Source organism: Pseudomonas sp. DG56-2 (assembly GCF_004803755.1).
Taxonomy (GTDB): Bacteria; Pseudomonadota; Gammaproteobacteria; order Pseudomonadales; family Pseudomonadaceae; genus Aquipseudomonas; species Aquipseudomonas auratipiscis.
On sequence record NZ_CP032311.1, the window covers coordinates 3,503,182 to 3,526,677 of the forward strand.

21 protein-coding genes, 1 tRNA gene and 1 pseudogene are annotated in these 23,496 nt (G+C 56.3%); 8 read left to right on the plus strand and 15 right to left on the minus strand.

Features of this window, described 5'->3' with window-relative positions; genetic code table 11:
* Positions 1-236: 236 nt before the first annotated feature.
* On the plus strand, positions 237-437 hold the full coding sequence (gene csrA, locus D3Z90_RS15665) for a carbon storage regulator CsrA (RefSeq protein WP_136476935.1): 201 nt from the start codon (positions 237-239) through the stop codon (positions 435-437).
* Between the two features lie 72 nt (positions 438-509).
* On the opposite strand, the gene D3Z90_RS15670 is transcribed toward csrA, so the two are convergent.
* From D3Z90_RS15670 to D3Z90_RS15680, 3 genes are read right to left on the minus strand one after another with little or no spacing between them, the layout of a single operon-like run.
* Positions 510-881, minus strand: coding sequence for a response regulator (locus tag D3Z90_RS15670; RefSeq protein WP_136476936.1), 372 nt, complete (start codon positions 879-881; stop codon positions 510-512).
* A 19-nt stretch (positions 882-900) separates the two neighbouring features.
* Positions 901-2,346: an ATPase domain-containing protein gene (locus D3Z90_RS15675; RefSeq protein WP_136476937.1), complete on the minus strand. Its 1,446-nt coding sequence runs from the start codon at positions 2,344-2,346 to the stop codon at positions 901-903.
* Positions 2,347-2,358: 12 nt separating this feature from the next.
* The gene (locus D3Z90_RS15680; protein WP_256658222.1) at positions 2,359-3,513 is read right to left on the minus strand and encodes a nitrogen regulation protein NR(II); all 1,155 of its coding nucleotides are present in this window, start codon (positions 3,511-3,513) and stop codon (positions 2,359-2,361) included.
* Between the two features lie 269 nt (positions 3,514-3,782).
* Here D3Z90_RS15680 and D3Z90_RS15685 point away from each other — a divergent pair.
* Positions 3,783-3,867 (plus strand) — tRNA-Leu (locus D3Z90_RS15685).
* Positions 3,868-3,985: 118 nt separating this feature from the next.
* Positions 3,986-4,399, plus strand: a complete 414-nt coding sequence (locus tag D3Z90_RS15690) for a DoxX family protein (protein ID WP_136476938.1) — start codon at positions 3,986-3,988, stop codon at positions 4,397-4,399.
* A gap of 15 nt (positions 4,400-4,414) precedes the next feature.
* Here the strand turns inward: D3Z90_RS15690 and D3Z90_RS15695 are convergent, their stop codons facing one another.
* Positions 4,415-4,603 (minus strand): hypothetical protein, encoded by a 189-nt coding sequence (locus D3Z90_RS15695; protein ID WP_256658223.1) that lies wholly within the window; start codon positions 4,601-4,603, stop codon positions 4,415-4,417.
* Positions 4,604-4,685: 82 nt separating this feature from the next.
* On the opposite strand from D3Z90_RS15695, the gene D3Z90_RS15700 reads away from it, so the two are divergent.
* On the plus strand, positions 4,686-4,928 hold the full coding sequence (locus D3Z90_RS15700) for a hypothetical protein (RefSeq protein ID WP_136476940.1): 243 nt from the start codon (positions 4,686-4,688) through the stop codon (positions 4,926-4,928).
* Position 4,929: 1 nt separating this feature from the next.
* On the opposite strand, the gene D3Z90_RS15705 is transcribed toward D3Z90_RS15700, so the two are convergent.
* Together D3Z90_RS15705 and D3Z90_RS15710 are read right to left on the minus strand one after the other, a co-directional pair.
* Positions 4,930-5,388: a GNAT family N-acetyltransferase gene (locus D3Z90_RS15705; RefSeq protein ID WP_136476941.1), complete on the minus strand. Its 459-nt coding sequence runs from the start codon at positions 5,386-5,388 to the stop codon at positions 4,930-4,932.
* 117 nt (positions 5,389-5,505) lie between these two features.
* Positions 5,506-5,697, minus strand: coding sequence for a hypothetical protein (locus tag D3Z90_RS15710; RefSeq protein WP_136476942.1), 192 nt, complete (start codon positions 5,695-5,697; stop codon positions 5,506-5,508).
* Positions 5,698-5,964: 267 nt separating this feature from the next.
* Here D3Z90_RS15710 and D3Z90_RS15715 point away from each other — a divergent pair, with 267 nt between their 5' ends.
* Positions 5,965-6,204 (plus strand): hypothetical protein, encoded by a 240-nt coding sequence (locus D3Z90_RS15715; protein ID WP_136476943.1) that lies wholly within the window; start codon positions 5,965-5,967, stop codon positions 6,202-6,204.
* Positions 6,205-6,529: 325 nt separating this feature from the next.
* The gene (locus D3Z90_RS15720; RefSeq protein WP_136476944.1) at positions 6,530-7,111 is read left to right on the plus strand and encodes a hypothetical protein; all 582 of its coding nucleotides are present in this window, start codon (positions 6,530-6,532) and stop codon (positions 7,109-7,111) included.
* Between the two features lie 339 nt (positions 7,112-7,450).
* Here D3Z90_RS15720 and D3Z90_RS15730 read toward each other — a convergent pair whose 3' ends face one another.
* The 4 genes from D3Z90_RS15730 to D3Z90_RS15750 all read right to left on the minus strand — a co-directional run bounded on the left by D3Z90_RS15730 (position 7,451) and on the right by D3Z90_RS15750 (position 12,760).
* Positions 7,451-7,750, minus strand: a complete 300-nt coding sequence (locus D3Z90_RS15730; protein ID WP_136476946.1) for a hypothetical protein — start codon at positions 7,748-7,750, stop codon at positions 7,451-7,453.
* 877 nt (positions 7,751-8,627) lie between these two features.
* Positions 8,628-11,165 carry a TonB-dependent siderophore receptor gene (locus tag D3Z90_RS15740; protein ID WP_136476948.1) on the minus strand — a complete coding sequence of 846 codons (2,538 nt, stop codon included), beginning with the start codon at positions 11,163-11,165 and terminating at the stop codon, positions 8,628-8,630.
* 96 nt (positions 11,166-11,261) lie between these two features.
* Positions 11,262-12,248, minus strand: coding sequence for a FecR domain-containing protein (locus tag D3Z90_RS15745; protein WP_136476949.1), 987 nt, complete (start codon positions 12,246-12,248; stop codon positions 11,262-11,264).
* Positions 12,245-12,760, minus strand: a complete 516-nt coding sequence (locus D3Z90_RS15750) for a sigma-70 family RNA polymerase sigma factor (RefSeq protein ID WP_136476950.1) — start codon at positions 12,758-12,760, stop codon at positions 12,245-12,247. Before D3Z90_RS15750 ends, D3Z90_RS15745 begins: the two co-directional genes overlap by 4 nt.
* 231 nt (positions 12,761-12,991) lie before the next feature.
* Between D3Z90_RS15750 and D3Z90_RS15755 the strand changes: the two genes are divergently transcribed.
* Together D3Z90_RS15755 and D3Z90_RS15760 are read left to right on the plus strand one after the other, a co-directional pair.
* Positions 12,992-14,176 carry a zinc-dependent alcohol dehydrogenase gene (locus D3Z90_RS15755; protein ID WP_136476951.1) on the plus strand — a complete coding sequence of 395 codons (1,185 nt, stop codon included), beginning with the start codon at positions 12,992-12,994 and terminating at the stop codon, positions 14,174-14,176.
* A gap of 279 nt (positions 14,177-14,455) precedes the next feature.
* The gene (locus tag D3Z90_RS15760) at positions 14,456-14,932 is read left to right on the plus strand and encodes a hemerythrin domain-containing protein (protein WP_136476952.1); all 477 of its coding nucleotides are present in this window, start codon (positions 14,456-14,458) and stop codon (positions 14,930-14,932) included.
* A gap of 65 nt (positions 14,933-14,997) precedes the next feature.
* Here the strand turns inward: D3Z90_RS15760 and D3Z90_RS15765 are convergent, their stop codons facing one another.
* The 5 genes and pseudogenes from D3Z90_RS15765 to D3Z90_RS27380 form a co-directional block, all read right to left on the minus strand.
* Positions 14,998-15,231, minus strand: coding sequence for a PLD nuclease N-terminal domain-containing protein (locus tag D3Z90_RS15765; RefSeq protein ID WP_136476953.1), 234 nt, complete (start codon positions 15,229-15,231; stop codon positions 14,998-15,000).
* A 68-nt stretch (positions 15,232-15,299) separates the two neighbouring features.
* Positions 15,300-20,243 (minus strand): annotated as a pseudogene (locus tag D3Z90_RS15770) (DNA repair ATPase); the annotation flags it as partial.
* Between the two features lie 105 nt (positions 20,244-20,348).
* Positions 20,349-22,382, minus strand: coding sequence for a hypothetical protein (locus D3Z90_RS15775; RefSeq protein WP_371922324.1), 2,034 nt, complete (start codon positions 22,380-22,382; stop codon positions 20,349-20,351).
* Positions 22,383-22,480: 98 nt separating this feature from the next.
* Positions 22,481-23,125, minus strand: coding sequence for an OB-fold-containig protein (locus D3Z90_RS15780; protein ID WP_136476955.1), 645 nt, complete (start codon positions 23,123-23,125; stop codon positions 22,481-22,483).
* Positions 23,126-23,177: 52 nt separating this feature from the next.
* Positions 23,178-23,483, minus strand: a complete 306-nt coding sequence (locus D3Z90_RS27380; protein ID WP_371922207.1) for a PspA/IM30 family protein — start codon at positions 23,481-23,483, stop codon at positions 23,178-23,180.
* Between the last annotated feature and the right edge of the window lie 13 nt (positions 23,484-23,496).

The following is a 23,496-nucleotide window of genomic DNA, read 5'->3' on the forward strand; positions in this document are numbered from 1 at the left end:
CCCATATTCGCTCAAGCCCCCTATGCTTGCGGGTGTGAGCAGCGTTCGTTGCCACCAAGCACTTATCCGCCCCAGTGGGCACATGCGACTAATGACTCACTACAGAATATGTGTTCGGGGGAATTAATATCCGCCGAAAGCGTCTTTAATGAAGGAAAAGAGGAACGCGCGCGGCGCATTCCCGGGCTTATGCGGGCTCAGTCTGCAAAGCAAATTACGTTACCAAGGAGATATACATGCTGATACTCACCCGTAAGGTTGGCGAAAGCATCGTCATCAACGATGACATCAAAGTCACCATTCTGGGCGTTAAAGGTATGCAAGTGAGAATTGGCATCGACGCGCCTAAAGATGTTCAGGTGCACCGCGAAGAAATTTTCAAGCGCATTCAGGCCGGCAGCCCGGCGCCAGAAAAAGGAGACAGTCACCACGAGTAATGCTCGCTGACCCAAGCCGCACGGATGCGCTTGACCCTCATCACGTCAGCCTTGATGGCGGGCCCAATGGCCCTATGACGACTTGGGTGGGCGAAGCAATTGATTTACCGCAGCGATCAACTTGGGGATATCGAAGGGCTTTTCGAACACGGCAGCAAACAGATCAGGGCTTTCCCACCCCTCGTGAGCTTGGGCACCACTGATCAATATCATTGGCAAATGCCGCAGCTGTTCGTTCTCACGAATTTTCATCGCCAGGTCCTTGCCATTGAGCCTGGGCATCATGTAGTCGGTGATCACCAACTCGACACGGGTACGCTCCAGCGCTTGCAGAGCTTGTTCGCCGTCACCTGCCCTGACCACCTCAAAGCCCTCATCTTCCAGGAACATGCCCAGAATATCGGCGATCAGATACTCGTCGTCGACGACCAGAATCGTGCTCATGATACTGCAACCTGACGGTTCATTTGCCCGCCGCCGGCACGGGAGTACCGGATAACACTGCCATTGCCTGGGTAAATGTCTTTTTCAGATCGATGCCGTGATTGCTGAAAGTCAACTCCAGCAGTGCCGGGTCATAGCCACTGTCGCGCACCTTGAGAATCGACAGCAAGCGCTTGAGCTGCGAATCGAATTCGACAAATCGCATCAACATGAGGTTATCGACAATACTCGACAAATCCGGCGCCGGGGCATTGATTTCCGAACCAAATATATCTCGCATCTCCCAAGTTGCGACGACGCTGACATCCAGGGCGCGAAGCTCACCAGCCAGCGCCCGGAAAAACTCATTGAGGCGTTCCGGAGTGGTGGCCAGACGGGTGAAGGCACCGAGGCTGTCGATCAACACCCGCCGGATTTTCTTCTCTCGAACCAGACGCAACAGGCGTGCGCCGACATCATCGAGAATACCCTCGGTGGTTGGCTGCCACGCAATATGCAGCGCGCCCTCTTGCTCCATGGCAGCGAAATTGTGCCCCAGGGCGCTGGCCTTCAAACGCAGGCGCGCAGGCGTTTCGTAGAAACCAAAATGCAGCCCCGGCTCCTCGGTAGTGGCCGCTGCCAGGAAACTCAGCCCAAGGGAAGTTTTGCCTATTCCCGAGGGCCCCATCACCAGAGTGATGGAACTGCCTGGCAAGCCGCCGCCCAAAAGCTCATCGAGAACTTTGATACCGCTACCGACTCTGGTCAGCTCTTCACTGCCCATACTGCTGGGGTAGCTGTACAGCGACTCCAGACGCGGATAGACCTGCAGGCCATCGGCGGTGATTTCACACTCGTGCAACCCTGACAATGCACCGCTACCACGGGTTTTGCGTACCTGAATACGGCGCACCGAGCGACTGCTGAACAACGTCTCTCCCAACTCGATAACGCCATCGACCATGGTATGTTCCGGGCTGCCGTCATCGAGCCGAGAACTGGTCAAAAACACCACCGAGCAACCGGCAAAGGCCGCGTGGCCTTGTAGGCCGGCAATGAACTTCTTGGTGTCGAGGGAGGATTCAGCCCGAGACCTTGCCGTCAGCAAGCCATCCACCACCAACAATGTAGCTTGGTGACGGCTTATTTCACCACGCAGCAATTTGACGACTTGATCCAGCCCATCTCTTTCCAATGTGTCGAAGGCGCTGACGAACTGAATCTGTTTGCCCACCAGGCTGGGGTCGAAAAAACTCAAGGTCGAGAGATATTGAAACAGGCGTTCGTGGGACTCGCTCAACAATGTCGCGACGAGCACTCGCCCCCCCTGACCGACATGATTGAACGCCAGTTGGTTGGCCAGGATGGTTTTTCCTGAACCTGGAGCCCCTTGAATGATGTAGGAAGCACCAACAATGAGCCCGCCCTTGAGCAGTGCGTCCAGCCCGTCGATTCCACTAGCGAGGCGTTTGAGTTGTTCCACGATACGCGTACCTGTTCAGTTCGACGTAACAATGACTGGCTGAAAAACCGGTAGATACAAGGTCATGCATGTGCCCTCTTGCGGCACACTGGCGACGGTCACGGCACCGTTGCTCTGCTTAACGAATCCGTAGACCTGGCTCAACCCCAACCCAGTCCCCTTGCCGAAGGCCTTGGTGGTGAAAAAAGGCTCGAAGATCCGCGGCAACACGCTGGGGGAGATCCCCCTGCCATTGTCAATGACGTCCAGTTGCACGAACGCACCATACAGATTTTCGATCTCGCCCTCGAGTTGGCAATTACGCCCCAACAAACGAATCACTCCATCGCTTTCTACTGCATCACGGGCGTTGAGAATCAAATTGAGCAGAACCATCTGCAGTTGTCCACCGTCGACCTCGATGTCCTGCAGCTCTGGCTCCAACTGTATTTGCAGCTCGACATTTTCAGGCAACGCATGGGCGAGTAACGTGCAAATCGACTCGATCAGAACCGGCACCTGCACCTTGCCTGACTTGAGCACTTTAAAGCGGGCAAAGCTGAGCAATTGCTGAGTCATCTGCGTGCCACGCTCGCCAGCATCGAGAATATGCTCCAGTAAACGTTGGCTGCGTTGTGGGTCGCGACTGGTCAGGGCCAGTTTTGCCGAACCGATGATGATGGTCAGCAAATTGTTGAAGTCATGCGCCATGCCTCCGGTCAACAGGCCGAGGGCTTCAAGCTTCTGTGCCTGAAACAACTGCGCGCGCATGGCATCAAGTTGCAGGGCGGCCTCGCGCCGATCAGTGATGTCACGGGTAATCTTTGCCAGCCCGATGATTTCGCCCCCCGGGGAGCGAATCACATCCAGCGCTGCCAGGGCCCAGAAACGCGTGCCATCTTTGCGCACACGCCAGCCCTCATCCTGGGCGACACCCGTGCGAATGGCACGCTCGAGCAGGAAAGCAGGCTTGCCATTGACGCGATCTTCTTCGGTAAAAAATAGCGAGAAATGCTTGCCGATAATTTCCTGCGCGTCCCAGCCCTTGATCCGCTGGGCACCTGCGTTCCACGACACAACCCGACCTTCAAGATCGAGCATATAGATGGCGTAATCCACCACCGCCTGCACCAGTTGTTCGTAGAGACTGGCCTGCATGGTGTGCAAATTCGAGTGATCAGGAGAACTCATAGCAACCCCATGCAAACTGCAGATGTATTCAAGCATAGACAGCCAACACTACGCGCAATTCCAGCAGGAGGGTATTTCTCCTTGAAAAGATAGACACAGATTGAATTCAAAGGATGGGCAACTGGTCGCCCATGCGCCTGTAAAGGCCGTACCAGCCACCTGCGTGCAGTTGACGCAAATATAACGATGAGTTATAAAGCTCGCTTGATTGTGGAGGAAATACATTTTCTCCAGGGCGCACGCCCCGGTTTCCGGACCCTGTCAAACTTGCGAGTGTGGTGGAATTGGTATACACAGCAGACTTAAAATCTGCCGGCGTGAGCCTTGCGGGTTCGAGTCCCGCCACTCGCACCATCTTTTGAGAAAAGGCGCCTGCAAGGCGCCTTTTTGCTATCTGCACCACCGCTCCACTGACGCAGTGGCGGCAACCAACTGCTAAGGTAAAATGGCCCTATCACAAAGGAAGGCGGCCATGCGCTATACCCTGTTCGATAACCAGCGTGATGTAATCATTTTGCTGGCACGTATCTTGTTGATGATTCTGTTCGTCATGTCTGGCTGGAGCAAACTCACAGGCTTCGAGGGTACGGTGAATTACCTGGCTTCCCTGGGTGCGCCCATGCCCGTCGTCGCAGCAGCGGTTGCGGTGGTCATGGAATTTTTCGTCGCTATTGTGCTGATCGTGGGCTTTTTCACTCGCCCATTGGCGTTTCTATTCGCTTTGTTCGTGGTGGGAACCGCATTGATCGGCCATCCATTCTGGAACATGGTCGATCCGGAGCGAGCAGCAAACAGCGTGCAGTTTTTCAAGAACCTGAGTATCTGTGGAGGCTTGCTACTGCTGGCGGTGACCGGCGCGGGTAGATTCTCGGTAGACGGGCGTTAGCGCGACGCCCCTGACCTACAGATCGTCCAGGGGATCGACACCTTCGTCCCAATCAACCTCATCCAGGACGTCGACAGGTTCGTCGTCCTGGGGGTCAAACAATGGATCAACTTCATCCTGATGCTCAGGATCGCTTTCGTAGAACTCATGATCGAGCAAATGATCGTGCTCAGGTTCGTGAATATCCAGCTCGTCGTGCATCATCAGTTCCTGCAATTGTGCTTTTGGTACAAAGGGATGCTTATATAAGCCAGGGCCTTGCAGTCGTCAACGCCAGGGGGGCGCTATGAAATACCTGCTGATTCTTATCATCAGTCACGCGGCAACCTACTATGCCGTCGGCGCCATTATCGATTCTCGACTTCAGCATCTTGCCGAAGACCTGCGACACAATCCCTATGCTCCCTCCCAAGCCCAGTACTTGGAGGACGTGCGCCTGCACGCGCAGCACTCCAAGATTGAATACTGCGCAGTACTGGGCACGCTGCTGGCTGCGCTCTTGTCATTAATAACGTGGGTAATGACTTGAGTTACAGCGTCATCCGGTATTCGAGTGAGCCGGCATTCTGTGCAACCCAGTCGTATAACTTCTGAGCCTGCTTGTTGCTATGGTGGGTATGCCAGTACAGCCGCCCACACTGCTGTTGACGGGCAAAAGCCTGCACCCACTCGATCAACGCCTTGCCAACGCCCCCTCCACGAACTGAAGGCAGAACATACAAGTCTTCCAGGTAACAGAAATCTGCCGACGACCACGTCGAACGGTGCAGTACTGCGTTCACCAGCCCGACAACCTCACCCGCCCTCACAGCCACCGCCGAGACCATTGGCTCGTCAGGGTCGAGAAAGCGATTGAAGGTACGTTCCGTAACCGCGTCCTCGAAGGCCACCTCGTAGAAATCCTGATACGCCAGCCACACCCCTAGCCACTGTTCGTAATCGTCAGGGTTAACCGCTCTTACAATTATCGTATTGTGATCACTGGTCATTGCTCGAACACTCCGTGTTGATTGGGAATGCTGGCAATGTAAGGGTTGAGGCCGTCGGCAATACCGACCAATTCGGCGACAAGTGGCAGGCCACTTGCTCATCCACTGCTGCGCTTATTAGTGGCGCAGCAACGCTGCATTGGCCTGGCGAACCATGTCCAGCCACTCACTGGCGCTCACCGATCCCGACCGCTCCAGGCGCTCGGCAGCCATCAATGCCTGGTCGTAGGCCGCTTCCTGAAGAACACCCTCCCCCAGGAAACGAGCACGCCATTGCAGAATCGCAACAGCCCCTTTTTTGTCATCCATCTCCATCCCCACGTAGCACTGATAAGGGCAACAAAACTGGGTTGCCGTCCAAGCGCCGGGGAGATTACACGACGACATCGGCCTTGAGAATAGTTTGCATTACCGTAATTAGTGTCATTAAGACCAACGGTAACACCCCCACTCCGTTGACTAAAAACCTGAAGGACAAAAGCGCTTTCATACCTCTGGTCGCCTCGCTTGAAGCTTTGTTGCAGCCACTCAAAAGGATGGCTAATAGTTAGATGTCTGCCTGGGGAGGCATAAAAAATGCAATCAAGATTCGTTATCGTTCCGGCAGTGCCGATAGAGCAGGAATCCTTCCGCGCTGGCACCCGTTTCTACGCCACGACCGTGCCTGGTGGTTTTGATATCTATGACAACCAGGAAAAAATCAGGCTAAAACCCAGTTATCAAGGCAAGGATGAAGCAATGCTCCATTGCGCTCGCCTAAATGCGGAGGACAGCTCGATCCCGATTGTCCGCCCGACATACCTGCTACCAACCTAACCCAAAGCACTAAGCGGCGCGCTCTGGTGCCGCTCATCCAGTGGCGCGTAAATGCCGATGATCAGCGGCAAAAATTCGCGGGATGCCCAAGAACGGATGTGTATAATGCTATCTCCAATGCAACTGATATTCAGTTGCATTGGAGATTCGCGAATATGCTGAAAATTTGCACGATCTATGGCCTAATTGCCGCGAATTTTCTTACATAACCCGTTTTCAACTTGAATGCGGCCAATGACACTCAACATCGTATGACTTCCATCAAACTCACTTTCCCTCTAAGCGCCCTGCTTGCATCGAGCATAGCTCCATCAAGGACGATCTCATGAACGCTCTCCAACTCGTGATGTCAGGAATTCTCATTCCTTCCTGTGCACTGGCAGCCGATGCCGTGCAGCTCTCCCCTTGGGCGCAGGAACCTACCTCCTTCATGGGCGTAGATCTGCAGGGAGACTTTCTGAAAGACGTGGAAGAATGCCCGACCGCACCGGTAACAACGCAAACGTTATGCCGCGTGAATACCGATACACCCGACCAGTACCTGATCCAGGGCGCGAACTCCCGCCGCGTGCTACTCGGTTATCAACTTGTTGCCCAGCTGTCCAACGGCAAAATCGAAAAACTGGTTTTTACCGGCCCTTCCAATAGCAGTGCCTTGGTTGCCGAAATGCTCCGTACCGATTACGGCCCACCGTCGCACAGCAAAACCAACTTGGTCAAAACCCGGTCTGGCACCATGTTCGATAACGAAGTGCTTCTGTGGAAAGGTCAGAAACTGTCTATCGAATCGCAGCGTAACGACAACGACCTGAGCACCTACAACGTTATGTTCACCAATGCACCCGTTTCGATCAGCAACGTGCAGGACGCAGAACAACCGTCTGATGATGGCGTGTCACAGATTTGATTTCCCAGGAAGGTGACACAACAGTTGGCGCAGGATTTGGAGCAGGCACAGGATTGCTGGTAGGAGGAGCGGCAGGTGGCCCCATAGGTGCGTTGGTGGGGGCTGGCGTCGGGCTGTTGGTCGGGTCGGGCGTGCAGTCTGCCACCGGCCAGCAAGGACGAAGCTACACGGTGAGAAGCAGTACTGGCGAAGTAAAAACAGTGCGTTCACCGCGTGAAGAATTCGCCATTGGTCAACAAGTGGAAATGAACGGCATAAGACTGCGCGCCGCTGCACCCTGAACGCTTGGACACCCCAGGGAGAAGCCCGCTTCAGCGGGCTTTCTAACGCCATCCAGGCTTACATCGAGCCGGTTATTCTGTCGTCTGTAGAAGCGCCATCTGCGGCAACCTGACGGGCCCGACCTACTCCCCAGGCCAAGGCCCTGGTCATCGACTCGCCAGGGCGCGAATCAAAAGCCTCCTCCTGCAACGCCATGCCGGAAGCTGCATACACACCAATAAACATCTGCGTAGTACCGGTACGCGACAACCTTACCTGCACCTCGATGTAAGTACCGTCATCAAGGGTTTCATCATGGGTTCGACTGTGAAGCGTAGGGTCTGCCCAAGACCAGAAAACGTCTCCGCGTGTTCTCATACAGCCCTCCTGCAACCGTCTGTTGAGCTTGTGACAAATACCAAGATAGCCAACGTGTCGCGATGTTCAAGGGCAACAAGCAGCATTCACAGCGCAGCCAGACAATCGGCCAATAAAAGGATGCAGATCATTTTAACGTTCACAGAAAGGCCCAGCGCTGGGCCGGGCCTCCAAGCTGCTGCACCGCGCTCCACCCCGGCGCCCGGTTATCTTTCATTGAGAGTTCAACAGCTCACCGCGGTATGCTGGTAGTGCCTTTTCAACCACCCTTTATGTTCTTGAGCACACGTAGGCTGCATCTAGAAGCTTTCCATGGTCATACCAGGCATCTCGCTGATAAGCAGCGTACTGATGTTGGTTGCCTGCACCATAAACCTCAACAAGGCCTGAGGCTTGGTTTGGGTCGGTACTATTAACGAACAGCTTGAGCGTATTGTCTCCCTTCTGCACGTGAGTGCTTGAACTGCCTCCAAGCTCCTTTTGAACACATCCTAAATAATCTGGCTGGCCTTTCGCGATGCTCCCAGAAATCTGGTCATGTCCAATACGGACATCCGGGTTGTGTGCACAACCGGACAGTAAAACAATGACAACAAACGACGATATCACTCCGTGGGCGGCCGTCCTTAAGCTTTTCATGCGGCACCTCCGACCCCCAACAAAAACTAATGGATAGCTCGGATGATATAAGCCCTTTCTAATTGTAAGACACTGCTGGATAACGAAATATCATTGTGCTTCTAAATGATAGTTCGTTGATAACAACGCCATATTCAAGTTAGCTATATTTATCCTTGGCAACCGAATCACAGAGCAGTCAGCCTATTGGGTGAGGCGCTGTTAACGCAAACAACAGGCTTGCACCCGACCAGCAACTTCAAAATTGGCCACGCAACGTCAGCATGTAGTTGCGCGGCGCTCCATAGTAGTTACCGTACTCCGCCGTGTTGACGGTCTCGAAGTATTTGCGATCGAACAGGTTGTTGCCATTGAGCGCGACGGTCCAGTGTTCATCCAACTGGTATTCCACCATCGTGTCCCATACGGCGTAGCCGCCCTGGCTGAAGTCGAATGGGGTTGTACTGTAGGGATTGCCCTTGCTGTCCAGGCGGTAGGATTCACCACTGACAAAATTGGCGCTTTGCGCTGTTACACCTCCCCCGACTTTCCACTGGGACATCCTGTCAGGCAAGGTATAGACCGCCCAGAGCTTGGCCAGATGTTTAGGCGTCACACTGCTGAACGCCTTGCTGGTCTCTCGGTTTCGTGTATTGGTGTAGGTATAGCCGCCCATTACCATCAGACCGGGTAGCAGTTCACCGCTGGCCTCCAGGTCGACACCCTTGCTGACCACCTCCCCTTGCGGCAAATAACAGCAACTGCCACCGTATAGTACCGACTGCCCTGTGTGAGCTGGGTCCAATACCGCCTCGTGCTCGCGCTGGGTGTAAAACAGCGCTGCAGATACGTTCAGAGAACTGTTGAACAACTCACCTTTCAAGCCCGTTTCATAGGTTTTACCCACCATGGGTTCTACTGTCTTGCCGGACGTGACAGGCCCCTCGCGACGCTGAGCCTGGGGTTTGAATATCTCCGAGTAGCTTGCATATGCCGACCACTGCTCATCCAGGGCGTAGACCAGCCCGCCGAACGGTACCATCTTGGTGGGCTCGCGATAGTCGATTCCAGGTTGGGCCTCCCACGCGCCAGTTTTGGCGTTTACCGTCTGGTACTTCTGCTCATATTTGTAGCGCTGAGCGCGGGCACCAACGATTAGTTGCAGCGGGTCAGTCAGCTGCAGGCGCAGCGTCGAGTACAACCCGTACTGCTTGCGGGTGTTCGGGCTGTAGTCACGGGTCAAGTCATCGCCAATTGCATCGGGGCCCAGCGGCGTGGCATTCGGATTGTAGACATCTATGGGAATGATATCGGTCATGCCCCCAGTCGCACGCCAGCGACTTGTGACCTTTTGCGCATCGGCACCAACCAACAACTCATGCTCACGACCGAAGGCCGAGAACGTGCCGGAAACGTTTGCATCGAACAGCGACTGCTCGCTCCACGACTTGATGAAGCTGCCACCCCACGTGGCGCCTTGCATCGTCTCTGGATCCGGCGCCCCCCAAAGAAACGCGCTTTTGGCCTCGGTCTTGTCATAGGTATTGGTGAAACTGACGTTAAGCTTCCACGTCTCGCCCAAGTCCTGATCGTACTTGACGAACCACTCCTGCGAAGCGTTATCGCTGTACGCCCAGTTCGGGGTGTACCACGTGCTCCGCCCTAGTTTGAGATCCTTGCCGGTGCTGTAGCGTGGCAGACCGTCTCCGGTACCGTTTTCATGGATCCGCTCATAACGCCCGCCGACGGTCACCCGGGCGCTATCGGTAAGGTCAGCTTCGAGTACCGCGTAAATAAATGGCTTGTCGGTGCTGCGGTTGTCATAAAAGTACTGGCGGTCGGTGTAAGCCGTCACCACACGCCCACGCAGGCGACCATCGAAAGCGATTGGACCGGTGACATCGATTTCGCTGCGGTAGTTGTCCCAGGAGCCGGCGGAGGTGTTTATTTTCAGTTGGTTGTAATCCAACGGGCGCTTTCGCACAGCGTTGATGATGCCACCGGGATCGCCGGTTCCACCAAACAGCCCAGATGCCCCACGCAAAATCTCTATGTGGTCGAACTCGGCCATATCGTAGGTTTTATTGGCGTAGAACGTGCCGATACCCGAACCGATGTCCATGGGCGAGGCGCCATCGATCTGAATGTTGTCGATGGGGAAACCGCGCGATAAAAACTGCGGCAATCGGTAATTCGAATTTTTCACCGTGATGCCAGGCGCGCGCTTAAGGGCATCGCTCAGATCAACCATGCGCAAATCTTCGATTAACTGTTGGCTGACCACCGACACACTCTGCGGCGTATTTTTCAAGCTTGTCGGCGTCTTCGAACCGGCGCTGACCAAACCCGTCGTGTATGAACCCGAGTTCTCGGTTGCCTGGCCCATCCCCTGCCCGCTGATCATGGTGGTATCGAGTTCCAGCGCAGCGCCGGCATCCATCAACTGATACAGCATCCAATTGCCAGCAGCAGTGCGGCTAGCGGCAAGACCAGAACCATTGAGCAGAATCTCAAGACCTTGCGCAACCGCGTACTCACCTCGCAGCGCAGGCGCGCGCTTGCCCTGGACCATCCCGGGATTGAACGGCAAATTTATCCCTGCAGTCTGGGCAAAGGCGTTGAGCGACTGTTCAAGCGTACCGGCCGGCAGATCGTAGCGATGTACTTGGGCCTGCTCGGCATAGGCTGGCGGAATGAACAGGGTCATGGCTGTGGTGCTGGTGAACAGCACCCCGCGCAGCGCGAGCGCAAGACGGGTTCGAGGCAAATGGGGTGGTTGGGAGGAAGCAGATGACATGAAACGCGAGCTCCTTTCGGTTGGCGAGTGGTTTTTCTTATTTGCCGAAGAGCTCAGAAAAACCCGCAATGCCATACCGCATTTTTCAGCTCACACTTAACGTGCAACCACCCTCCTCCACAGCGAGGTGAAGCGCTCGATCCGAACCGGCAGGGAGTCGCCGAGGGCATTGAGCGCCCGATCGATGTCATCCAGCTGGAAGACTCCCGACACCTCGACATTGGCGATCTGCCGGTCACAGCTGATCCAGCCACGCTGATAGCGCGCAAACTCGGCGACCAAGTCGCGCATACGCATACGGCTGGCGACCAACTGGCCCCTGGTCCAGGCGCTGGCATCCATGTCGGTAGCCGTCACTTTGCTCAGTCCGTTGGCTGTAATCACATATTCCTCGCCCGCCTCAACGCGTTGCCGCGCCACGGCGTGATGGATGACCACCGCATGTTCCTCAACCCTAAGGCGGGTCTGGTCTTGCTCCTGGCGCACGGCAAACGCGGTGCCGAGCGCCTCTAAACTTGCCTGAGGGGTCTGAACCCAAAAGCTACGTCGCCCCCCAGGGGCACCATCGTCCGCACCAGTGTCGATAAATATCTCGCCACGCTGAAGCGTGAACATGCGCTTGTGTTGACTGAAGGCTACATCGACCGCACTGGAAGTATTGATCTGCAGCCGAGTGCCGTCAGCGAGTACAAAGCTGCGACGCTCGCCGACTTGAGTGGTGTAATCCGAGTTCCAGGGAGCAAGCGCTCCCCTATGCACCTCCCAACCCATGCCTCCCATTACCAGACCACCGCCGACGACCTGCAGCAACCGACGGCGACCAATGCGTCCGCGTTGCATACGCTCCAGGGTATCCAAAGCGACACCGCCGCTGGCACCTGAGAGCGTTGCAAGGCCATGAAACGCGGACTCACTGGCTTGCAAGGCTTGCCAGGCGGCCTCATGAACAGGCCGCGCCTGTCGCCACTGCAAGCACCCCTGACGTACGCGATCATCGGCGTCGCCTGACTGCAGCCGAACCTTCCAGGCAATCGCCTGATCGAGAACCTCGTCAGGCAACTCCGGACGACCATCTGCGCTCATAGCGTCGCGAGGTAGCAGTGGCGGATGGCCTTTGCCATATACCCTTCCACCGATCTCAAACTCACCCCCAGATGTATGGCGATCTCTTTGTAGCCCAGCCCTTCCAGTCGCGAAAGCAGAAACGCGGAGCGCACTTTAGGCGGCAAACCGTCGAGCAATGCATCGATCCTGGTGAGGGTTTCCAGCAGGATAAATTGAGTCTCGGGTGATGGGGTTTCGGCATCAGGTAAACCGGCAACAGCGTCGAGGTAGGCCCGTTCAACGCGCTGGCGACGAGCACGGTCGATCATCAAAGCCCGTGCAACAGTACTTAGCCACGCCCTAGGCTGGCGCAAATCCTGTAGCCGTTCAGGTTTGCCCAATATGTTCACAAAGGTGTCTTGAGCCAGATCGGCAGCGTTATCTCCCTGACGCAGCCGCGTGCGTAACCAGCCAACCAACCAAGCGTGATGATCGAGGTAAAGCGTGTGGATATCAGCCTGCGCTGACGGTGAGACAGGCTGTGAAGACACTAGAAATCCCTACTTGATATAACAGTGCATTTGCGAATTTATCGCATTCTATACAGCACTGATCTCGAATGACAAGCGCCCCCCTGTATTGAAAAGGCTTGATCCGACTTCCTCATTGCCTTGTGCCAAGCCCTGTGTGCGCCCTCAAGCTGAACATTCGTTTGAACTTTGCCAGGCAGCTCGGCTTCCTCTCTAAAGATGCCCAAAAATCCATTTTGAGGAGTACAGCCCATGCGAGCATTGACCTACCACGGTGCACACGATGTCAGGGTGGATACCGTTGCCGACCCCGCGCTCCAAGAGCCTGACGACATCATCCTTCGAGTGACCGCTACCGCAATCTGTGGATCGGACCTGCACCTGTATCGAGGCAAGATCCCGTCTACCGAACATGGCGACATCTTCGGCCATGAGTTCATGGGAATAGTGGAGGACACTGGCAGTGCCGTGACCGAATTGACCCGCGGTGATCGGGTGGTTATTCCTTTCGTCATTGCCTGCGGCAGCTGCTTTTTTTGTCAACATGAGCTGTTTGCCGCCTGTGAAACCACCAATACGGGACGCGGCTCGATTATCAATAAGAAGAGTATCCCGCCAGGTGCGGCGTTGTTTGGCTACAGCCATCTGTACGGCGGCATTCCTGGCGGCCAGGCTGAATTAGTAAGGGTACCAAAAGCCAATGTCGGACCGTTCAAGGTGCCCGCAGCACTGACCGACGATAAAGTGTTGTTTCTCTCGGATATCCTTCCGACCGCCTGGCAGGCGGTACTCAACGCCGAAATTGGCCAAGGTTCCTCACTTGCCATCTATGGTGCCGGCCCCGTTGGCCTACTCAGCGCCGCATGCGCGAAGATGCTTGGCGCACAGACGATTTTCATGGTCGATGACAACGATTATCGACTGGCCTATGCCCGCGACACCTATGGCGTCATTGCCATCAACTTTGAACAAGACGACGATCCCGCCGATACCATCATTCGCCAGACGCCGGGAATGCGCGGCGTCGACGCGGTGATCGACGCAGTTGGCTTCGAAGCCAAAGGCAGTACAACCGAAACCGTCCTCGCAGCCCTTAAGATCGAAGGCAGCAGCGGCAAAGCTCTACGCCAGAGTATCGCCGCCGTTCGCCGCGGCGGTGTGGTCAGCGTGCCAGGCGTCTACGCGGGGTTCATTCATGCCTTCATGTTCGGCGATGCCTTCGACAAGGGTCTGACGTTCAAGATGGGCCAGACCCATGTGCAGAAATATCTGCCGACGTTACTGGAGCACATTGAAGCTGGCCGCTTGCAACCTGAACTGATAGTCACCCATCGGTTGGCGTTGGAAGAGGCAGCCCAAGGCTACAAAATATTCGATAAAAAAGAAGATGAATGTCGCAAGGTCATTCTTGTCCCAGGCGCTGCGCAAGGCACTTAGGCCCAAAGCTGCAACAGACCCCGGCTTCGAGGTCCATCGCTTACCCTTGCAATGATGTGGGCTCTGTCTTCGAGGGCGAACGGACCTTGCTGTTTGCAATAGGGAAAAAGCGTATCGGGCAGCTTGCACGAAGCAAGTCGCCACTACACTAATCCAAGCAATTGATTTTTCAGGATTAATTATTATCAAACGGTAGGCACAAATGCTGCGTGGGTCTCAGGGTTGTTTAACCGGCATCGGCACCTTCGTTGATGCGAATCGAATCCCGAGGAGACGATGATGAATGCTATCGAGCTGTTGAAAGAAGACCACAAACGCGTGAAGACGATTCTTGAAGCGTTGAGTGAATCAACCGAGCGCGGCATCAAGAAGCGCACTGACTTGCTTGCCAAGCTGGAAATGGAAGTCGCGATCCATACCCAGCTGGAAGAGCAAATCTTGTATCCCGCTTTCAAAGCCGCCGGGAGCAGAGAAGAAGATGTCATGTACTTTGAAGCCAAGGAGGAGCACCGTACTGTCGACTCATTGGTGCTGCCGGACCTGCAGCAGACTGATCCGGGCACACCCGAATTTGCCGGGCGCGTGAAGGTCGTCAAGGAACTCCTCGAGCATCACATCGAAGAAGAGGAGAAAGAAATGTTTCCTAAAGCCAAGAAGATACTCGGCAAGGCAAAACTCGATGAAATCGGAATGCAGATGGAAGCGATGAAAGCTGAGCTCAAGAAGTCCATGTCTGGGATTGCTGTCGGGGCCTGAACTGTCTTTCTCGATAAGCCCGCGTAAGCGGGCTTATTGTTGATAGCGGGGTAACCTTTACGACGTCAGCCTTTACTGTGCTCGGGTGAACTCGGCCCCGTGCCGGGTTTGATTCCGCGAGGGCCGAACAGCGCCCAGGCAATCAGCCCCAGAACGGGGAAAATAACGATGCCTAGAAACCACAGGACTTTAACGCCATCTGACTTATCACTACGGAAAACGCTGATGATCGCCCACAGATCGACGAGCACGATGATTGCTGCAACGAATATCCAGAAATAGATAACGACATCTGCCATGGCTGCTTCTCCCTGGGATTGATATAGGGTTGGCAGCGCGTTATCCGAGGCGTTCAAATTTTCGACTTTTGTTTAACGGCCACCAAACCACGTACGCTCTCGACCAAGTCATTGAGCTGCGCAACCACCCGGCCACCCACGTCGCTGCCACTGCCAGCCATGGCCTTGTTGCGCATGAAGTCGCGCTTGATCTGTGCCCAGCGCTCAGCCTGCTCGGGGGTCTGGTTGCCGCGCAGTTCGGCAAGTTTAAGCAGGTTTTCCTCAGCACCCGTGGTGAGCAGTTGCGATTCGCCCTGGTAGTGATCATCGATCAGTTGCGACAGCTCTGCGTCATTCATGGCTGAGCTGATTTTCTCCGCCATCTTGTTCATGTTGCGGTAACTGCCCTGCAGCTTGAACGCTGGCTCGCAGCGGTAGCTATCGGCCTGCGCAGCGCTGACGATGTACTGCTGATTGACCCGGCCGACCACGTTGCGCACCTGCATCAAGCGCTGCAGTGTGACGCTGATTTCGTTGATCTCGGCGGCACTGTAGGTGTGCGATAACTCGCTCGCTGAGAAGGGTTTACCCTCAGCCTTGTCCACTAAACGGTAGACATCGGCCATGTCGCGAGTGGCCAGTGGTGCCAATACAGGATTGGAGGTCAGGGCGTTCTCGATATAGCTTAAGTCGAAGGCTTCCTGCACTCCGCCCAAGGTGTCCCCGAGATTGTAGATGTCGGCACGGTTGGCAAGCATGTCGGGAATTTTGAACACATCACCAGACTCGGTGTAAGGGTTGCCCGACATCACCACGCAAAACTTTTTGCCGCGCATGTCGTAGGTCTTGGTCCTGCCTTTCCACACACCTTCGATACGCCGGGTTCCGTCACACAGCGAGATGAATTTCTGCAGGAACTCCGGGTGGGTGTGCTGGATGTCGTCGACGTAAAGCATCACGTTGTTGCCCATTTCCAGCGCCAGGTTGAGTTTTTCCAACTCCTGGCGCGATGTGGCGTCGGGTGCCTGCGCCGGATCCACCGAACGCACCTCGTGTCCCAGCGCCGGGCCATTGATTTTCATGAATATCAGACCCAGGCGATGAGCAACGTATTCCATCAGCGTGGTCTTGCCGTAGCCGGGCGGCGAGATAAGCATCAGCAGCCCCATAAGATCAGTGCGTTTGTTCTCGCCAGCGGTGCCCATCTGCTTGCTCAGGTTATCGCCGATAAAGCCTAGATACACATCATTGATCAGTTTGTTGCGAACGAACGACGACAACGGCCGCGGCTTGAACTCGGCCAGGCGGAGGGCCTGACGCTCGCGGTTGATCACTTCCTGGCGCAGCGCCTGATAGCGCTGCAGTTGCGGCACGAATTCGTTGCGGTGCTGTTGCAGGCGAACGAAGTAGTCATCGATAGCCAGCACCAGCGCACCGCCCTGCACACGCGGATGCTCACCGAGCAAACCGCCAACGCCCAAACGCAGATCGACCTCGGTGAAGCGACGCGGGAATTTATCGTCCAGCAGGCTGATGGCAACGGCTTCGGGAATATACTCGGCCAGCCCGGTGAGCGTCTCGTCCTTGGCGCAAAGACCCTCGAGCCAGGACTGCACCAGCGCCCAGCGTTGCAGCGTGCGGCCACGCAAGTTGTCCAGCGCCTCGCGATAGTCGTCCCACATATGGTTGGCCTGCAGGCGCAGTTGCAGACAGTCGAGCAATTGTCGGGCGTATTTGCTGAACGTGAACTCGATCGACTTGGCCGCCAGTTCCTCAACCAGGTAGGCCGCCGCAGCCTGGCGCTGTGCCAGGCCTATCGGCAGCGAATGCTGGCCAAGGAAGCTCAGCATCGCTGCACCGATTTCTTCCTGTAGCCGCAGCACGCCATCGCTGCTGGCAAACAGCTCGCGCAGCTGCAGGCTGCTGCGGGCACGTTCGGGCCACAGCTCGGCCTCGATGCCCTCGCCACAGCGGTTCCAGAACAACGCGGCAAAGCCTCTCGCCGCGGGTGTGTATCGCAGCAGGCCGGCGCTCTCGCGCAGCGCCAGCAGTTGGGTAAGAATCAGCGCCGCGTCGTGGTCGTGGATGCCTTTCTCGTAGGCATCCTTGTAACGCGGCGCGGCGAAATCACGGATCAACCGGGTCAGGGCATCCGGCTGCGCCAAATGCGTCTTGAGCAGATCGAGACTAAGTCCTTCGCGCCCACCAAGGGCAGCGTCCAGAGCCAGCCCTGCCAGATACTCGGCGCGGTACAGCGACGGCGACTCCGACTCCAGCGACACTTGCCAGTAGTCACGCAAGCTTTCCATGGCTTCATCGCGCAGCGGTTCGAGGAAGTCGGTTCCGGTCAGGTGCAGGTACAGTCCATCGGCGCGCGGCAGCAACGTCAGGTCGAGCTCTTGGGTATTGACGCTGAAGCGGTGGCGCGGGCCCAGCTTGATGACATTGCCGCCCTCTTCGAACAACTCGCTCTTGTCGCGCAGGGACCGCACCGCCTGATCGCGGGCAGCCTTCAGACGCGCTTCGACGTCGTCGGCCTTGACGCTGTCCTTGAGCTCGCGCAGGCGCTCAGCCATCTCGCGCAACTTCAGGATAAGCGGGTCGGCGGCAAAGAAGGCGTTCAATGATTGCATCTCGGGGAGGCGCGCGGTGCGCCGGCCCAGGCTGTCGAGAATACGCAGGGCAGCGTCGAGCACCCCTTGGGCGCGACGCTGGCGCTCGTCAAGCAGCCTCTGCTTGTGCGTCTCAAAGGTTTCCAGCAATTCTTCGCGCTTACTGAGTATATCGCCGAGAAACTGTTCCTCATCACCGAACTGACTTTCCAGCTCTTCCAATTGCACCAGCAGGCGCGACAATTGTTCGTCGCAGCGCTCCGGATCCGACGCCTGTGCCAGCGCGTTGGTGATGCCTTGGCCGAACAGCTTGAACTGGGCGCCGAACTGCGCGACCGTCTCGGCCGAACCCAAGCCCTTGCGCCGTTGCTCGGCGCGTGCCTTGGCTTGGTTGAGGCGTGCGTAAACCTCGGAAATCGATTCGACGATGTGGGTGCGCTGGGTGGCGTCATCGATCTTCAGCGACGCCATCAGACTGGACAGCATATCCAGGTTTGCGGCGATGTCCTGCATCTGAGCCAACGGCTCGTTCAGTTCGGTAACGGTCTCAGCCTTCTGGGCCCAAGCATCCAATTCTGCCAGGCGCAGCAGGTAAGGCTGCAGCGCCACTTCGCTGGCCAGAAAGGCCGAGGTGGCGCTGGCCACACGCTCCTGTGCCTGGAGCAAATCGGCTTCCATGGCATCAATGCTTGCGACGTCGATATAGCGATAATCGCGGATGGTCAGCAATTGACCGCGCTGTGAGGTAATGGCATTGAGCGCGTCGACGAAATGCTGCACCTCATCCCAGCTGTCGGGCAGCAAGCCGGACAGCAGATTTTTCTGTCGCGACTGCGCCTCGGCCATGGCCCGAGTGGACTGTTGGCGAATGCTTTCGACCTTTTCGAACTCGTCGAGCACTCGCTCGGAGGTCGCAGCCACCTCACGCAGCAGCGGCGCCAACTCGGCGCACTGGGTGTCGCCCAACCAATGATAGATATCGAACAGGCGCCGGGTGTTCTGGCACAGCTGGGTGTAGCGCGCCACTGACACATCGCGGCTGTCGATCTCGCGACTGAGATTGAGTAGGTCGGACACGCCGCGCACCAGCTCAGCATTGCCGATACGCCCGAAGAAACCGCTGCGCGCCGGCTGGCGGTCAGCATACTCCTCGCTTTCGAACGGGGTCTGCCAGATCTGCATCGGGTGGATGCGGGTCGGCTCGCTGCCCTCGGCGCTAAAGATCACCATGCGCCCGTCTTCCAGGCGTGCGTAGCCATGGCCGAAGATAGGATGGTGCAACTGGCGGTTGATCTTGTTGTAGGTGAACAGCGCCGAACGACCTTCCTCCGGGTGGTAGAAGATGTACTGCACGTCTTCCCCGTTAGGCGAGCTTACCGAACGCTTGAAGCGCATGCCGTCCATGGGCTGTTCAAAGGTCTTGTATTCGCCGCTCTGCAGGTAGTAACCGCCGGGAAAGATGATGCCGTGATCTTCCGGCAACTGCACGCAGGCAAGACCGATGGCGTCGATGCGCTCGACCTGGCGGCTCAGGCTGTTGAATACCAGGTAGCGCCACTGCTCCTCGCGGTACGGCAACACCTTGAGCAGAATCAGGCTGCCAAGACGGACATACTCGATTTGCGCATCGTCCAGCGACTGGGTCTTGTCCACCACCGCTTCGCGGTAGATACCCTGGCCGTCCTCGGTGTTGTTCTCGACTTTGATGGTCAGGTCGCCGCCGAGGGTTTCGACGAACACCGTGTCGAGAATGTTCATATGCGGATGGCGCCCCATGACAACCCCCTCGCGGGAAGTCTTCTGCCATTCGAAATCAAACGGCGCCGGCAGCGCGATATCACGCTCACCGCGGTTGTCGATGTAACGGAGGTTGTTGCCGTCACTGGAGATCGACCAGCGGAACACACGGATGTCGCTGATCCGCTCACCGATCTGGAAACTAGCCAACAACCTGCCGTCACGGATGGCCAGTTGCAGCAAGCGCGTGTTCTTGTAATAGGTATACAGTTCATTGAAGTCGGCGACGAAACTGGTTTGGGCGAGGAAGCTGCCCTCCAGCGGCACCGGTTGAGCTTCATAGCCTTCTTCAGCTGCCACCAGACGGTAGAGGGAGAACACGTCGGCGACATTGGTTTCGCGTTTTAAACCGATGAACACGTTGTAGCCGAACAACAGGCACTCCCCAACCTGGACGATGTCGCGGGCGATGCAATTGTTTTCGGTACGGATGCGCACCCTGCCAATGGCGTTCATCTGAGTATTGCCGAACTCAGCCAGACGCTGGCCATTAAGGGCCTCGGTCAATTGCTGCAGGCGCTGACCATGTTGGCGAAGCCGTTTATGCAGAACCTCGTAGGCACCGCCCTCGGCGACTGCTTTGTCCACTACGTTTTCCAGCGATGTGTTATGAGCGTCCGACATTCTGAATGTCCCAAGTCTGCGGTATTCATACAGTGAGAAAGCCCCTGCTAGCAGGGGCGATTCTTGCGGCTTGCTGGCGTTCAAAAAGAAAGCCGGCGACGCTGATCAGCTTTCGCTTTCGGCTTTTTCCACAGCGGCCACAGACGCAGTACTCTTACCGCTCAACACGCGCGCGAGGATGTCTTGCATAACCGGGCTCTTGCCAACAACACCCTCGATAGCCTTACCCACTGACAGGGACTTGGCGAAGGAGTTGAAGAAGTCGCCCTCACCGCCAACGATTTCGATCTTCGCTTTCGACATCGCGGCAGCCAGCACTTGGGCCTGGTCTTTGGCGATATCCTTGTTGGCAGCAATCGTAGCAATGGCTTCGTCGAAGTCCTTCTCCAACTGCATGCGGAACTCTTCATGCTGGCGAGCGCTGTCGCTAAGCGAGTCGAGTGCACCGAACTTCTTGCCCAAGCCTTCAGCCTCGGCATTCAAACGGTCCAACAGGTTCGCCGCTTCGGCCGCGCCTTGTTCCTTGGTCGCCTTGGCCTTGGCCAGACCAAGTTGCTCTTCACCGCGGGCCTGAGCACCCAGTTTTTCCTCAAGCACCTTGGCTTCAGCCAGACCGTCTTTCTCCTTGGCTGCTGCTTGTGCCTCGGTAACACGCGCCTGGGCCAAGCCCTTCTCCTGCTCACCTTTGGCATCGGCTATCAATTGTTCAGCGTGTACGCGAGCCTCGGCCATGCCCTCTTTCTCCATGGCAGCAGCGGTGACTTCACGCACACGCGCATCGGCCAGCCCAGGCGCGGCGCGTTCGGCTTCGATGCCTTCGGCCAGCTTCTTCTTGGCTTGCGCCTGTTTGGACGCTGATTCCAACTCGGCTTGAGCCAGTGTGTTGATTTCGACGGCCTTGTGCTTGGAGCGGGTTTCATCGGCTTCCGCTTGTTTAACCTGGCGCACGAGGTCTTGCTCTGCTTCAGCCTGGGCCTGCAGCACAACGACCTGTTTGTCTCGCTCTGCTTCGGAAACTACCCGCACCTCCTTGATGCGCTCCTCTTCCTGGGCCACAGTCTTTTCCACCGCAACGCGATCCCGGGTCACATTGGCGATTTCCTTGCGTTTCTCTTCGAGCGCTTTCTCGGCATCAATGCGTTGCAACTCCACTTCTCGCTGACGAGAAACAACTTCCAGATCCTTGGCGCGCGTCACCTTCTCAACTTCAATCACCACCGCTCGCTCACGGTTCTGCTGAGCAACCTCCACTTCCCGCTGATGATTCTCGGCACTGATGTCCAACGCCTGCTGGGTATTGATTCGCGCCTGCTCGAACTTCAAGCGCTCTTCTTCCTTGACCTTGAGGGTTTCAGCTTCCTCGCGGGCGCGGATAGTTTCGACCTCCCGCTGTTGGCGGGCCTCTGCATCAGCCTGTTGGCGCTCCAGCGCCAAGGTCGCTTCACGGGTCTCGACGTTTTTCTTCTTGATCGCAAGCTCTTCATTGCGTTCGAATTCATTGGTGATGACGTTCTGAGCCGCGGTCAGTTCAGTGATCTTGCGGATACCCTCGGCGTCGAGAATGTTGCTCGGATCGAGCGAGCTCTTCGGCGTCTGCTCCAGGTAGTCGATTGCAACGTCCTCGAGAACGTAGCCGTTCAGGTCGTCACCGATCACTTCGAGGATACGATCACGGAAATTCTGGCGTTCCTCGAACAACTGGACAAAATCAAACTGCTTGCCGGCTGTTTTTAGCGCCTCGGAGAACTTGGCGTTGAACAGCTCGTTTACCGCTGCGCGGTCGGATGCGCGCTCAGCGCCAATGGCCTTGGCAACCTTGAGAACGTCAGTTGTCGTTTCGTTAACGCGCAGGTAGAACGCGACGGTAATGTCAGCACGCAGGTTATCGCGGCAAATCAAACCATCCTTGCTTCGGCGATCAATTTCCAGAGTGATCAATGAGATCTTCATGAACTCTTTCTTGTAGATCACTGGATAGACCAAGGCGCCGGTGAAGTGCACCTTGGGTATCGTAGACATGTCGTTGACGATCAGCGCCGTACCCTGCGGAACCTTGATATAGAACGCTTTGAACAGAACAAAGAAACCAAAAACCACAAGAAAAAATACGCCAACCCCGACCAGGAAAGGCATCACCATTGCTAGGTTCACTAGAGACTATCTCCTTGAAAATTGCGGGTCAGAAAGCTGCCCTGCACCTTATTTTGTAGGTGTCACATATATTCGCCGCGCCTGGCTCACGGGCCGTTGAACTCTTCCAGGCAAACCACTCTGTAGGCGTGTTCGTTTTCCAGGTACTCAAGAATCACGACGTGGTCACCGCGTTTGAATCCTTGTGCCTCCTCTGCCCGTACTCTCAAAATCAAACCAGCGCCGCCGTCTTCCAAAATGGCTTCGCCAAACACCGGTGTAACCTTTCCACTTCGCACAACGGCGGTCTGCCCTAGAAGCGATTGGGTGTCGGTTGTTTCAAGCTTGCGAAACAAAGGCCGTAACGGACGTATGACCAGGCTTACCGGCGGCGCAGCTAACATCAGCGCAGCGGCCGCAAGAGCGACGCCAAGTGGATAGCGAAAAGCCCCGAGCGGAATGTGACGCAGCAGCAATAGCTCCACGAAATAACAGGCAGCCCATGCCACAAAAAACAGGAGTGTGAGCACCAACGTTACCGGCACCCCGTTCAGCCCAAGCTTCAGCAGCAAGCCTGCTAATCCTTCCGGTTGTAGCGAGCTTCCCTCCAGGCTTGAATCTGCCTCAATATCCAGCAGGTCGACCTCAAGAATTCCAAGGGCCGCGACAATCCAGTAGAGGATTGCAAAACACAGCAGGAAGCTGAGCACTACCACGGGAAAAGACAGCGAGGTTTTGAGGAATAGCTCCATCGTTACATCTCGGTCATCTGGAAATAGGCGGGGTAGCAACCCCGCCGCTGATTTAGACGTTTGCCTTTTCTCTCAGGCGAGCCAACACACTGTTGGCGCTCGCTTCAGCTGGCGCGATGCCTGCACCGCGCAACTTGGCGTCCAACGCCTCATCAGACGATTCTTGCGCTGCCAATTCAGCATCGGCTTCCATTCGTGCCTTGCGTTCTGCCTGCTTCTGCTTGATACGCTCCAGCGATTCCACAGCTGTTTGCATCGTTGCCTGCGAGCCGCCAAAGCGCCGAGCAACTGTCATCTGCGCCCTGTACACACTTTCCGTCGCTTTGACGGTGTCCACTTGTTGCTGCAAACGCTTCACGTGACCTTCGCCC

Bases quoted from the DNA above. Each gene is read 5' to 3' on its own strand.
- csrA (WP_136476935.1), top strand. From the start codon at position 237: ATGCTGATACTCACCCGTAAGGTTGGCGAAAGCATCGTCATCAACGAT.
- D3Z90_RS15670 (WP_136476936.1), bottom strand. From the start codon at position 881: ATGAGCACGATTCTGGTCGTCGACGACGAGTATCTGATCGCCGATATT.
- D3Z90_RS15680 (WP_256658222.1), bottom strand. From the start codon at position 3,513: ATGAGTTCTCCTGATCACTCGAATTTGCACACCATGCAGGCCAGTCTC.
- D3Z90_RS15690 (WP_136476938.1), top strand. From the start codon at position 3,986: ATGCGCTATACCCTGTTCGATAACCAGCGTGATGTAATCATTTTGCTG.
- D3Z90_RS15695 (WP_256658223.1), bottom strand. From the start codon at position 4,603: ATGATGCACGACGAGCTGGATATTCACGAACCTGAGCACGATCATTTG.
- D3Z90_RS15700 (WP_136476940.1), top strand. From the start codon at position 4,686: ATGAAATACCTGCTGATTCTTATCATCAGTCACGCGGCAACCTACTAT.
- D3Z90_RS15705 (WP_136476941.1), bottom strand. From the start codon at position 5,388: ATGACCAGTGATCACAATACGATAATTGTAAGAGCGGTTAACCCTGAC.
- D3Z90_RS15710 (WP_136476942.1), bottom strand. From the start codon at position 5,697: ATGGATGACAAAAAAGGGGCTGTTGCGATTCTGCAATGGCGTGCTCGT.
- D3Z90_RS15715 (WP_136476943.1), top strand. From the start codon at position 5,965: ATGCAATCAAGATTCGTTATCGTTCCGGCAGTGCCGATAGAGCAGGAA.
- D3Z90_RS15720 (WP_136476944.1), top strand. From the start codon at position 6,530: ATGAACGCTCTCCAACTCGTGATGTCAGGAATTCTCATTCCTTCCTGT.
- D3Z90_RS15730 (WP_136476946.1), bottom strand. From the start codon at position 7,750: ATGAGAACACGCGGAGACGTTTTCTGGTCTTGGGCAGACCCTACGCTT.
- D3Z90_RS15740 (WP_136476948.1), bottom strand. From the start codon at position 11,165: ATGTCATCTGCTTCCTCCCAACCACCCCATTTGCCTCGAACCCGTCTT.
- D3Z90_RS15745 (WP_136476949.1), bottom strand. From the start codon at position 12,248: ATGAGCGCAGATGGTCGTCCGGAGTTGCCTGACGAGGTTCTCGATCAG.
- D3Z90_RS15755 (WP_136476951.1), top strand. From the start codon at position 12,992: ATGCGAGCATTGACCTACCACGGTGCACACGATGTCAGGGTGGATACC.
- D3Z90_RS15760 (WP_136476952.1), top strand. From the start codon at position 14,456: ATGAATGCTATCGAGCTGTTGAAAGAAGACCACAAACGCGTGAAGACG.
- D3Z90_RS15765 (WP_136476953.1), bottom strand. From the start codon at position 15,231: ATGGCAGATGTCGTTATCTATTTCTGGATATTCGTTGCAGCAATCATC.
- D3Z90_RS15775 (WP_371922324.1), bottom strand. From the start codon at position 22,382: ATGGTGATGCCTTTCCTGGTCGGGGTTGGCGTATTTTTTCTTGTGGTT.
- D3Z90_RS15780 (WP_136476955.1), bottom strand. From the start codon at position 23,125: ATGGAGCTATTCCTCAAAACCTCGCTGTCTTTTCCCGTGGTAGTGCTC.